Raw genomic sequence first — 10708 nt, 5'->3', positions numbered from 1 at the left:
CGTCGTGGCCCCCGAGGCCTGACCGGGCTCCGCCCGCACGGCGGAGACGACGACGGGTCCGACGGCCGGGTTCACACAAGTGGACCCGGCCGTCGGCATTTCCCCGCCCGTCCCACCCCCGCCCCTCGAAAGCACTGCTCAACCCGGCCCGATAGCCTCTCCCCCATGAGCAGGCCCGCCACCTTCGTCCCGCCTCCCGGTGCGCGCGCGTACGCGCTGCGCACGGCTCGGGGGGAGTTCGCCGTGGTCGACGCCCCCGTGGCCGCCGGGGTGGAACCCAAGGGCGTCGTCCTGCTGCTGCCGGGGTTCACCGGCAGCAAGGAGGACTTCAACCCGCTGCACGTACCGCTGGCCGAGCGCGGGTACCGGACCGTCGCCGTGGACGGCCGGGGCCAGTTCGAGTCGGACGGACCCGCAACGGACGAGTCGGCCTACGCGCAGGAGGAATTGGCGCGGGACGTGCTCGCGCAGGCGGCGGCGGTCGGTGGTCCGGTGCACCTGCTGGGACACTCCCTCGGCGGCCAGATCGCGCGTGCGGCCGTGCTGCTGGACCACACGCCGTTCCTGTCGTTCACCCTGATGGCCTCCGGCCCGGCGCAGATCTCGACGTCCCAGCAGGAGCGCGTGAAGCTGCTCCGGGACGCGCTCGCCGTGCTGAGCATGGCGGAGGTGTGGGAGGCGATCCAGGCGATGGAGCCGCCGGAGGAGACGGACACGCCCGCGCTCGACGCCGGGCTGGACGACCGCAACGACCTGCGGCGCCGCTGGCTGGGCACCAAGCCGGCGCAACTCCTCGCCACCGGGCGCCAGTTGTGCACGGAACCGGACCGGGTCGCCGAACTGGCGGAGGTACCGCTGCCGTTCCACGTGCTGTCGGGCGCGCGGGACGACACCTGGCCGTTGCCGCTGCTCGACGACATGGCGATACGGCTGGGGGCGCGCCGGACGGTCGTCGAGGGCGCCGAGCACTCCCCGAACACCGACCGCCCCCTGGAGACGGCCCGCGCGCTCGCCGACTTCTGGGACGACACCCTCGGCGCACCCCGGCAGACCTAGTACTGCGCGTGCAGGTGCTCCCAGAAGCCGTCCCGGAGTGCCCGCCGCAGGTCCGCCTGGCCGCGCAGGGAGTACTGGAGCAGTTCCTCGGCTTCGACCAGCAGGTCCTGGTCGACGGGGCCGGGCAGGTAGGGGTGGCCCGGGAACAGCTCGACCAGCGCTTCGCGGCCCCGGGAGGAGAGCCACCGGGCCGCGATCTGGGCGCCGACGAAGCGGACGTCCTCGCGGGTGGGGCGGGCGCCGGCGGCGGCCTCGTACGCGGCGGCCGTGCGCCGGGAGACGTACGGCTTGAAGAACTCCAGGTCGAAGGTGCGCTGGCTGTCGACCTCCCAGAGCAGCGGCTCGGCCTGGTTGCGGCCCTCGGACGCCTCGATGCCCCAGAGATGGACGCGGGCGCCGTAGCCCTGGGCCGCCTCGACCGCCGAGACGAGGTCCTCGTCGCCGCCGAGGAGGGCCGCGTCGCTGATCGCGCGGTGCCGGGCCAGTGACTCCAGGTCGGTCCGGATCAGGGAGTCGACGCCCTTCTGCTGGTTGTTGGCGTTGAGGTTGCCGAGGCGGACCTTGACGTCGGGCAGTTCGGCGATGGACTGCTGCTCGGCGGTGTGGATGCGGCGGCGGGCGCCGTCGTACCAGTACACGCGCAGCAGCCGGCTGTCCGCGAAGATCTGGCGGGCCTTGTCGATGAGCGCGTCGATCAGGCCCTCGGCGTCGATGTCGAAGGCGCGGCGGTCCTCGGTCCCGGCGACGAGCCGGCCGGCGGCTGCGTACAGATAGCCCGCGTCGACGAAGATCGCGTGGGTCGAGGGTGTCTTCGCCACCTCGGCGAGCATGCGTTCCAGCAGCTCGTTCGTGCGCTCGATACGGGCGCCCAGGGCGGCCAGGTCGTCGTTCATCACCCTCATTGTCCCGGTGGTCACACTGCGAACACAACCGGTCCCGGTGGGTTCCTCGACTTCGGCTTACCGGTCAGTAATTAGCCGTTCGAAAAATTTCTTTAGCGTAGGGAATGTTTGTAACAAACATCGCGTTGACTACGTACGACGCTGGATACACCGGACGTCACACCAAGTAGTTCTCCGCAGGAGGATGACCAGACGAAGGGAGAAGCCCATGCGCTTCGAAATCATGCGACTCGACGAGGTCGACGGCACCGCCGTGGACAGCACCGTCGTGGACGCCGCCTCCGTCAACCGGATCGTTCAGCAGGCCGCCGCCACCGGACAGCGCCTGTGGATCCGCCCGGCCGACACCCCGGCCTCGTAACCCGCACGGGCTTCTCGGCCACTCAAGCTTTCCGGGGGAGCCGAGCCGACGACGGCTCAGCTCCCCCGGATCACCTGAGTGACCCCGTTGATGATCTGCTGCACGGCGATCGCGGAGAGCATCATGCCCGCGAGCCGCGTCACCAGGACGACACCGCCGTCCTTGATGACCCGGATGATCAGCAGCGAGTAACGCATCACCAGCCACAGCACCACGTGGATGGCGAGGATCGCGGACCACACCGAGATCTGCGTGGACACACTGCCGGCCTTCTGCACGGCCAGGATCACCGACACGATCGCACCGGGCCCCGCGAGCAGCGGCATGCCCAGCGGTACGAGCGCCACGTTGACGTCCTTGGTCTGCTTCGGCTCGTCGGTCTTGCCGGTGAGCAGGTCCAGCGCGATCAGCAGGAGCAGCAGCCCGCCCGCGATCATCAGCGCGGGCACGGACACGTGCAGGTAGTTCAGGATCTGGTGGCCCAGGACACCGAAGACGGCGATCACACCGCCCGCCACGCAGACGGCCTGGAAGGCCATCCGCTTCTGCACCTTGGCCGGCCGGCCGGCGGTCAGGGCGAGGAAGATCGGGGTGATCCCGGGGGGATCCATGATGACAAAAAGGGTCAGGAACAGGGAGCCGAAGACGGCGATGTCGAACATGGGGGAAGTACAGGCCTTGCGGGAAGAGGAAGAACGGGCGTGAGGTGTGTACGGCGGACCGGCCCCTGGGGGCCTCAGGCTCCGCCGGTGCCCGGCACCGGGAACGCGCCCGTCGCCCGCCGGGTGATCTCCCCGTACACCTCGGGGTCGGTCGCGTACGCGCCCAGCGCCACGGTCTTGCGGCTGCCGTGGTAGTCCGAGGAGCCGGTGACCAGCAGCCCCAGCTCCTTCGCCAGGCCCCGCAGCCGGTCCCGGGCGTCGGCGTCGTGGTCCATGTGGTCGACCTCGATGCCGTCCAGACCGGCCTCGGCCAGCTCCGCGATCCGGGACTCCGGCACGGTACGGCCGCGCTTGGCGGCGGCCGGGTGCGCGAACACGCAGACCCCGCCCGCGGCCTTGACCAGCCGGATCGCCTCGAAGGGGTCGGTCTCGTGCTTCTCCACGAAGGCCCGCCCGCCGTCGGCCAGCCACTCCTCGGTGAACGCGTCGCTCACCGTCGGTACGACACCCAGCTCGACCAGCGCGGAGGCCACGTGCGGGCGGCCCACCGAGCCGCCGGCGGCGATCCGCTCGACCTGCTCCCAGGTGACCGGCACGCCCAGCGCGTTCAGCTTGGCGACCATGCCCTTGGCCCGCGGCACCCGGTCGTCGCGGACCAGCTCGCGCTCGGCCAGCAGGGCCGGCTCCTCGGGGTCGAAGAGGTAGGCCAGCAGGTGCATCGAGACGCCGTCGATCCGGCAGGACAGCTCGGCCCCGGTGACCAGCGTCAGCCCCTCGGGCAACGCGGCGATCGCCTCGCCGTACCCCCGGGTGGTGTCGTGGTCGGTCAGCGCGACGACGTCCAGCCCCGCAGCAGAGGCCTTGCGCACCAGCTCGGCAGGGGTGTCCGTACCGTCGGACGCCGTGGAGTGACAGTGCAGATCGATACGCACGCGAGCTCCAGGCAGGGCGACGGAAGAAGGGGACACCTAAGGATAGCGGTGTTTTCCACCCTCACTGTCACACCCGCACCCCGGGAGCACCCCCTACGGCAGCCGACCAAGGGCCGCGGGGAACTGCGCGAGCAACCACGCATCATCCGCAGCCGCCCTCGGACAGCACACCGGGCCCCGGTGGGCGCTACGGCCGAAGCAAGCGCGGCGACAACGCTCCGCAGGGCACCAGCTCTATCTCCGGCCCCGCGTCCCGCAGATCGGTCAGCACCAGCTCGTCGTACATGAGCAGACCGGACTGCTCGGGCCACATCACCGCCCACAGCCACATCCCGAGCGCCTCGCCGGCGAAGACGGCCCGGTCGTCGGGGGCGCGGTAGACGTGCCACAGGGGTGTCGGGCGCCCCGCGGCGAGCACCTTGGCCTGCGGGGGCTTCTCGACGTTCATGTACGACCCGGGATCGGGGCCGTCGATGCCGGCGTAGTGCGCGCCGAGGCCGACGCCCAGCTCCTCGGCGATCAGGATCATCTCGCCCGGGCCGCCGAGCGGGCCGGGGCCCGAGCAGGCCACCGCGGTAGCCCGGCCGCCGCTGCGGTCGTCGCCGGCGTACGCCACACCCGTGAACAGCCAGCCGACCGGCAGCGGCCACGGCATCCACACCGGCACCTGGGTGCGGTGCACCACGACGTTGAGCGCCTCGACGCTGGGCGGGATCACGGGCTGCAGCGGATACACCGGACCATGCACGTCGCACTGCCACGCATCGGCGAAGAGGCCGGGAGCCCTGACCCGGCCACCGCACCTCGGGCAACTGGGTTCGCCCCTCATAGGGCTCCACGGTCCTACCCCGGCCCGCCCACGTCAAGGACGATCACCCGTCCGCCAAACTCGATGCAATCAGCACTAATTAGCAGAGCTAACCTGTGAGGGGCGCGCAGCCGTCCATCGCCCCGGGGCCTCGACGCCACCGCCGGCCAGGCGGCCCTGCTCTTCACCTCGTACGCGGCCGGGGAACCCGAGCCGGTGCACGCCGCCGAGAACGGGGTCGGCGCCTTCGTCAACTGACCAAATCCGGCCTTGTGTTGGTGAGTTCGGTCACCCCGCTCAGGGGCGCGCGTCAGTCCAGCGGGACGGATCTGCGAGCGGGGTCCCTCAGGTCCGTCCCGCCCGCGAGCCAGCGCTCCTGGAGGGCCTGGGCGCCGTGCACCCGCTTCCAGGCGGCCTCGTTCGGGGTCATCGGCAGCAGCGGCAGGAACCGTACGGGGTCCATCGGGGCGTCCAGCTCCAGGTCCTCCACCAGTCCGCCGGGCTCGCCCACCAGGACGGAGGTGAAGGGGGCGCCGGGCCACAGCGGCTCGCCCACGTCGAGCGAGGCGCCCGGGGTCACCACCAGGCCCTCCACCTGCGGCGTCGCCGCCAGCACGGCGAGCGGGCGGAGCACCTTGTCGGTGTCGGCGAGGCCCGCGCGGACGGACAGGACCAGTTCGGCGCGGGGGCCCTCGACCGGGTCGGCGAGCATCGCCGCGGGATCCGTCATGGGGTTCCGGGACATGCCGAGGGTGGCGTACCGGAGGACGTCCCCCTCCTGGAAGCGGAGCACCTCGATACGCTCCGTGCCGAGGAAGGTGACCGCGGCCCGGGCGTCCGGTTGGCCCAGCGCGGTGGTCAACCGGGCCTCGACCAGAGGAAGAACATCAGCCATGCACCGAGCATAGAACTCGTCAGTAGCGGGCAAAGCGGCGCCTTGACAGTACGGGCGGCTGGTACTCTGAGCCGGTGGTTCGGGGCAGCACGCCAAGCGTGGCTATCGGGTCCCCGACGCCGACGAGACTCCCTTACGAGGGACCGGCCGGAGGAGGTGGGGCTGTCATGGATCGAAGTCGACCGTGCAGTACCACTCGCTCTTCCGGCTGCTGATGTAGTTCCCGGCTGGCCGCCGCCTTCCCTTGCGCTTCGTCGTTCGGAAGAGCACTTCGTCTCGCTTTGCCTGATCTGTCTGATCTGAATCAGTTCTGCATCAGCAGTGATGTCGCCACCGCGACGGTGCGGTGCTCCCCGCTTTGTGGACGTGCCAAACATGCACAGTCAGGACGTCCCCATTCCGGGTAGTTCCACCCGTTGCCGCGCGCCCTCGCTGCCCGCCTGCGAAGGAGCCTGCCCATGTCGATGATCCGCGACCTGCGCGCCGTGGTCCGCCCGTCCTCCCGCGTCTCGCTGCGCAAGGACACGAGCCCCTCGTACGACACCACGCGCGCCCCCGGCACCTCCTCGGCCGTCGTCGACTGCGCCGTCTACCGCGACGGTGCCCGCGTGCAGAGCGCGGGCCCGCTCACCCCGCAGGAGGCGATGCGGCTGGTGCGCCGCGACGGCGGCTTCGTCTGGATCGGGCTGCACGAGCCCACCGAGGCCGAATTCGCCGGTATCGCCAGCGAGTTCGGGCTGCACCCGCTGGCCGTCGAGGACGCGGTGCAGGCCCACCAGCGGCCCAAGCTGGAGCGGTACGACGACTCGCTGTTCACCGTCTTCAAGACCATCCACTACGTCGAGCACGACCGGCTCACCGCCAACAGCGAGGTCGTGGAGACCGGCGAGGTCATGTGCTTCACCGGCCGGGACTTCTTCATCACCGTCCGGCACGGCGGCCAGGGCTCGCTGCGCGCCCTGCGCCACCGGCTCCAGGACGACCCGGAGCTGCTCGCCAAGGGCCCCTCGGCCGTGCTGCACGCCATCGCCGACCACGTCGTGGACGGCTACATCGCGGTCGCCGACGCCGTGCAGGACGACATCGACGAGGTGGAGACCGAGGTCTTCTCGCCCGGCCGCAAGGGCGGGGTCTCGCGCGGTGTGGACTCGGCGCGGATCTACCAACTCAAGCGCGAGGTGCTGGAGTTCAAGCGGGCGGTGGCGCCGCTGCTGCGACCCATGCAGCTGCTGAGCGAGCGGCCCATGCGGCTGGTCGACCCCGACATCCAGAAGTACTTCCGGGACGTCGCCGACCACCTCGCCCGGGTCCAGGAGCAGGTGCTGGGCTTCGACGAACTGCTCAACTCCATCCTCCAGGCCAACCTCGCGCAGGCGTCCGTCGCGCAGAACGAGGACATGCGCAAGATCACCGCCTGGGCCGCGATCATCGCCGTACCGACGATGGTGTGCGGGGTGTACGGGATGAACTTCAAGTACATGCCGGAGCTGCACTGGAAGTACGGCTACCCGGTGATCATGGGCATCACGGTCGCCCTGTGCCTGGGCATCCACCGCACGCTCAAGCGCAACGGCTGGCTGTGAGCGGGCCGGTACGGCCTGGTTAGGCTGGGGCACATGACAAGCGAGCTGCTCGACCGGGCCCTCATCGAGGAGGCCGCGAAGAAGTCCGGCCTGATCTGGGTCAGGGGCGCCGGCGCCCCGGCCGCGCGTGCGCTGTGGCACGTGTGGCACGAGGGCGCGCTGTGCGTGGTCGGCGACGGCCCCGGTGAGCAGCCGCTGGAGGGGCTGGCCGACGGCGGCTCCGCCGAGGTGAGCGTGCGCAGCAAGGACAAGGGCGGCCGGCTGGTGACGTTCCCGGTGACCGTGTCCGAGGCGGCGTCCGGCTCCGCGGAGTGGGAGGCGGCCGTCGCCGAACTGAAGGGCAAGCGGCTGAACGCCCCCGACGGCGAGGAGATGCCGGCCCGCTGGGCCCGCGAGTGCCGGGTGCTGCGCCTGGTGCCGGCGGGTTCCGTGGCCCCGCTGCCCTCCGGCGACCTGGCCGAACGCCCCGTCCCGACCCCGGCCACCACCCGCAGACCGGTCCCGGCGGGCCTGCCCAAGCTGCTGCTCAGGCGCCGCAAGAGGAAATGAGCGGCGGCGGCCCGTACGCCGGCCGCCCCCGCCCCACCGCCGCACGGTGAGCCGTCACGACGGCGTGGCCCGGCGGCGCCGCTCCGGCCGCCCGCCCCGGCGGCCGTCCTACGACGTCGGCAGCTGCCTGCCGTAGTCCACCGTCTCCGACTTGGCCGGTTCCTCGACGGTGAAGTTCTTGCCCCAGTCGGAGAAGCGGAGCGTCCCCGCGTCGCCGGCGCGGACCAGGCGGAGGGGATAGGGGGTGCCCTGGAGGGAGACGTCCAGTGTGCCGCCCGCGCCGTCGTCGCCGGTGATGCGGATCGTGCGGGTACCCGACTGATCGGCGTGGTGGCCGTCCGTCGCCAGCGCGCCGTGCAGAGTCAGCAGACCGTCGAGGAGGACGTCCTTGTCCGTGAAGCCGCTGAACTTCTTGTACGCGGGATCGCGCTGCGGGACCTTCACGTACTTGCCGTCCAGCTTGCCCGTGCTGCCGTCGCTGCCGTCGGCGTGGCTCCAGAAGCCCGCGTCCGCCTTGAGGTACAGCTCCCGCCCGACCCGCAGCAGCTTGAAGGTGGCCCCCTGCGAGGTCACCGAGCCGGTGCCGCCGTCGGCCTTGAGCTGCATGTCGAGGCGGTACGTGCGGCCGCTGGTGACCACGGTCCCGGACAGCCGTACGGCGGGGGCCGCGTCCGCCGCGGCCCGCGTCTTCGCCTGGATCTTCGCCGGGGGCAGCTTGCCCACCCCGTTGGTCCCCGCGTCCGGATCGTCACCGCCGCACCCCGACAGCACCATCGCTCCCGTCACGGCCAGTGCGCAGCTCGCGGTCACCAGCACGGACCGGCGGGTACGGCCCTGGGGAATCGCAGTCACAGGTGGGGTCGCCTTTCTGACGGTTCCTGAGCGGCGTACCGCAGCGTACCGTCGCCCCGTCCACCCGGCGGAGCCAGTCCGTCCGGACCCCCCACCAGGGCGTATCCGACCGGTACGGGCTAGCCTGAAGCGCACCCGAGCGGGCAAATCCGAGCAAATCCCACACCGCAGTCCCCAGCGTCTCCCAGGCAAAGGAAGCAGAGCCATGGCAGCCGGCGCCCCCCGGATCTTCGTCTCGCACCTCGCCGGGGTCCCCGTCTTCGATCCGACCGGCGACCAGGTGGGCCGCGTACGCGACATGGTCGTCATGCTGCGCGTCCGGCGACGGCCCCCGCGCGTTCTCGGGCTGGTGGTCGAACTGTCCACCAGGCGCCGTATCTTCCTGCCCATGACCCGGGTCACGGGCATCGAGTCCGGCCAGGTCATCACCACCGGCGTGGTCAACGTCCGCCGCTTCGAGCAGCGGCCCACCGAGCGGCTCGTCTTCGGCGAGCTGCTGGACCGGCGGGTGACCCTGGTGGAGACCGGCGAGGAGGTCACCGTCCTCGACGTGTCCGTGCAGCAGCTGCCCGCCCGCCGCGACTGGGAGGTCGACCGGGTCTTCCTGCGCAAGGGCCGCAAGGGCGGTGCCTTCCGGCGGGCGAAGGGCGAGACGCTGACCGCCGAGTGGTCGGCCGTCACCGGGTTCTCCCTGGAGGAGCACGGGCAGGGCGCCGAGAGCCTGCTCGCCACCTTCGAGCAGCTGCGCCCCGCCGACCTCGCCAACGTGCTGCACCACCTGTCCCCGAAGCGGCGGGCCGAGGTCGCCGCCGCCCTGGACGACGACCGGCTCGCCGACGTCCTGGAGGAGCTGCCGGAGGACGACCAGATCGAGATCCTCGGCAAGCTGAAGGAGGAGCGCGCGGCGGACGTGCTGGAAGCGATGGACCCGGACGACGCGGCCGACCTGCTCTCCGAACTCCCCGAGGAGGACAAGGAGCGGCTGCTGAGCCTGATGCAGCCCTCCGACGCGGCCGACATGCGCCGCCTGATGTCGTACGAGGAGCACACGGCCGGCGGTCTGATGACGACGGAGCCGATCGTGCTGCGGCCGGACGCCACCGTCGCCGACGCGCTCGCCCGGGTCCGCAACCAGGACCTGTCCCCGGCCCTGGCCGCCCAGGTCTACGTCTGCCGCCCGCCCGACGAGACCCCGACCGGCAAGTACCTGGGCACCGTGCACTTCCAGCGGCTGCTGCGGGACCCGCCGTACACCCTGGTCAGCTCGCTCGTGGACGACGATCTGCAACCGCTGGACCCGGACGCCGCGCTGCCGGTCGTCGCCGGTTTCTTCGCCACGTACGACATGGTGGCCGCGCCCGTCGTGGACGAGTCCGGATCGCTGCTCGGCGCGGTGACCGTGGACGACGTACTGGACCACATGCTGCCCGACGACTGGCGGGAGACCGAGTTCCACCTGGACGAGGGAGAGGAGGCGCCCGCACATGGCTCCTGAGCGCGAGACCGCGACCCGCGAGCGCCACCCGGCGGGCGCCACGGCCGCCGGACGGCCCCGGGCGGCCCGGCTGGACCAGCCGCGTCCGCCGCGCCGCCGGATCCTGCCCGAGTGGGACCCGGAGGCCTTCGGCCGGCTGTCGGAGAAGATCGCCCGGTTCCTGGGGACCGGACGCTTCATCGTGTGGATGACGGTCGTCATCATCATGTGGGTGGTGTGGAACGTCGCCGCGCCCCGCCATCTGCGCTTCGACGAGTACCCGTTCATCTTCCTCACCCTGATGCTGTCGCTGCAGGCGTCCTACGCGGCCCCGCTGATCCTGCTCGCGCAGAACCGGCAGGACGACCGCGACCGGGTCAACCTGGAGCAGGACCGCAAGCAGAACGAGCGGTCCATCGCCGACACCGAGTACCTGACCCGGGAGGTCGCCGCGCTGCGCATGGGCCTGGGCGAGGTCGCCACCCGGGACTGGATCCGCTCGGAACTGCAGGACCTGATGAAGGAACTGGAGGAACGCCGCCGGCACGACGGACACCCCGGCCACGTCGTATTCCCGGCGGAACGGACGGAACGCCCGCCCGGACGTGACACAGACGACCGCTGAGAGGCATCC

12 protein-coding genes are annotated in these 10708 nt (G+C 71.3%); 6 read left to right on the top strand and 6 right to left on the bottom strand.

Annotated elements, in window-relative coordinates:
* Positions 1-165: 165 nt before the first annotated feature.
* Positions 166-1056 (top strand): alpha/beta hydrolase, encoded by an 891-nt coding sequence (locus ABZ923_RS14940; protein WP_361470976.1) that lies wholly within the window; start codon positions 166-168, stop codon positions 1054-1056.
* Here the strand turns inward: ABZ923_RS14940 and ABZ923_RS14935 are convergent.
* The gene (locus ABZ923_RS14935; RefSeq protein WP_361470974.1) at positions 1053-1949 is read right to left on the bottom strand and encodes an NYN domain-containing protein; all 897 of its coding nucleotides are present in this window, start codon (positions 1947-1949) and stop codon (positions 1053-1055) included. The genes ABZ923_RS14940 and ABZ923_RS14935 overlap by 4 nt on opposite strands.
* 217 nt (positions 1950-2166) lie before the next feature.
* On the opposite strand from ABZ923_RS14935, the gene ABZ923_RS14930 reads away from it, so the two are divergent.
* Complete coding sequence (locus ABZ923_RS14930) at positions 2167-2319, top strand: hypothetical protein (protein ID WP_361470972.1); 153 nt, start codon at positions 2167-2169, stop codon at positions 2317-2319.
* Between the two features lie 56 nt (positions 2320-2375).
* On the opposite strand, the gene ABZ923_RS14925 is transcribed toward ABZ923_RS14930, so the two are convergent.
* The 4 genes from ABZ923_RS14925 to ABZ923_RS14910 form a co-directional block, all read right to left on the bottom strand.
* Positions 2376-2981, bottom strand: a complete 606-nt coding sequence (locus tag ABZ923_RS14925) for a MarC family protein (protein ID WP_361470970.1) — start codon at positions 2979-2981, stop codon at positions 2376-2378.
* A 74-nt stretch (positions 2982-3055) separates the two neighbouring features.
* A complete protein-coding gene (locus ABZ923_RS14920) occupies positions 3056-3913 on the bottom strand; it encodes a PHP domain-containing protein (protein ID WP_361470968.1) in 858 nt (285 codons plus the stop codon).
* Positions 3914-4100: 187 nt separating this feature from the next.
* Positions 4101-4742, bottom strand: a complete 642-nt coding sequence (locus ABZ923_RS14915; RefSeq protein ID WP_361470966.1) for a DUF6758 family protein — start codon at positions 4740-4742, stop codon at positions 4101-4103.
* Positions 4743-5031: 289 nt separating this feature from the next.
* Positions 5032-5616, bottom strand: coding sequence for a suppressor of fused domain protein (locus ABZ923_RS14910; RefSeq protein ID WP_361470964.1), 585 nt, complete (start codon positions 5614-5616; stop codon positions 5032-5034).
* Between the two features lie 458 nt (positions 5617-6074).
* Here ABZ923_RS14910 and ABZ923_RS14905 point away from each other — a divergent pair, with 458 nt between their 5' ends.
* Entirely contained in the window at positions 6075-7199 is a 1125-nt protein-coding gene (locus tag ABZ923_RS14905) for a magnesium and cobalt transport protein CorA (protein WP_361470962.1), read from the top strand.
* Positions 7200-7232: 33 nt separating this feature from the next.
* Entirely contained in the window at positions 7233-7748 is a 516-nt protein-coding gene (locus tag ABZ923_RS14900) for a hypothetical protein (protein ID WP_361470960.1), read from the top strand.
* A gap of 108 nt (positions 7749-7856) precedes the next feature.
* Here the strand turns inward: ABZ923_RS14900 and ABZ923_RS14895 are convergent, their stop codons facing one another.
* Positions 7857-8600, bottom strand: coding sequence for a hypothetical protein (locus ABZ923_RS14895; RefSeq protein ID WP_361470958.1), 744 nt, complete (start codon positions 8598-8600; stop codon positions 7857-7859).
* A 205-nt stretch (positions 8601-8805) separates the two neighbouring features.
* Here ABZ923_RS14895 and ABZ923_RS14890 point away from each other — a divergent pair, with 205 nt between their 5' ends.
* Both ABZ923_RS14890 and ABZ923_RS14885 read left to right on the top strand, forming a co-directional pair.
* A complete protein-coding gene (locus ABZ923_RS14890) occupies positions 8806-10095 on the top strand; it encodes a CBS domain-containing protein (protein ID WP_361470956.1) in 1290 nt (429 codons plus the stop codon).
* On the top strand, positions 10085-10699 hold the full coding sequence (locus ABZ923_RS14885; RefSeq protein WP_361470955.1) for a DUF1003 domain-containing protein: 615 nt from the start codon (positions 10085-10087) through the stop codon (positions 10697-10699). The genes ABZ923_RS14890 and ABZ923_RS14885 overlap by 11 nt, the downstream gene beginning before the upstream one ends.
* The last annotated feature ends 9 nt before the right edge of the window (positions 10700-10708 follow it).

Source organism: Streptomyces sp. NPDC046881 (assembly GCF_040645015.1).
Taxonomy (GTDB): Bacteria; Actinomycetota; Actinomycetes; order Streptomycetales; family Streptomycetaceae; genus Streptomyces.
The sequence above is the reverse complement of the archived record's forward strand: the minus strand, read 5'-3'. Positions and strand labels throughout refer to the sequence as shown.

Excerpts from the sequence above, each read along its gene's own strand:
- ABZ923_RS14935 (WP_361470974.1), bottom strand. The coding sequence starts at position 1,949 with ATGAACGACGACCTGGCCGCCCTGGGCGCCCGTATCGAGCGCACGAAC.
- ABZ923_RS14905 (WP_361470962.1), top strand. The coding sequence starts at position 6,075 with ATGTCGATGATCCGCGACCTGCGCGCCGTGGTCCGCCCGTCCTCCCGC.
- ABZ923_RS14910 (WP_361470964.1), bottom strand. The coding sequence starts at position 5,616 with ATGGCTGATGTTCTTCCTCTGGTCGAGGCCCGGTTGACCACCGCGCTG.
- ABZ923_RS14925 (WP_361470970.1), bottom strand. The coding sequence starts at position 2,981 with ATGTTCGACATCGCCGTCTTCGGCTCCCTGTTCCTGACCCTTTTTGTC.
- ABZ923_RS14930 (WP_361470972.1), top strand. The coding sequence starts at position 2,167 with ATGCGCTTCGAAATCATGCGACTCGACGAGGTCGACGGCACCGCCGTG.
- ABZ923_RS14940 (WP_361470976.1), top strand. The coding sequence starts at position 166 with ATGAGCAGGCCCGCCACCTTCGTCCCGCCTCCCGGTGCGCGCGCGTAC.
- ABZ923_RS14885 (WP_361470955.1), top strand. The coding sequence starts at position 10,085 with ATGGCTCCTGAGCGCGAGACCGCGACCCGCGAGCGCCACCCGGCGGGC.
- ABZ923_RS14900 (WP_361470960.1), top strand. The coding sequence starts at position 7,233 with ATGACAAGCGAGCTGCTCGACCGGGCCCTCATCGAGGAGGCCGCGAAG.
- ABZ923_RS14890 (WP_361470956.1), top strand. The coding sequence starts at position 8,806 with ATGGCAGCCGGCGCCCCCCGGATCTTCGTCTCGCACCTCGCCGGGGTC.
- ABZ923_RS14915 (WP_361470966.1), bottom strand. The coding sequence starts at position 4,742 with ATGAGGGGCGAACCCAGTTGCCCGAGGTGCGGTGGCCGGGTCAGGGCT.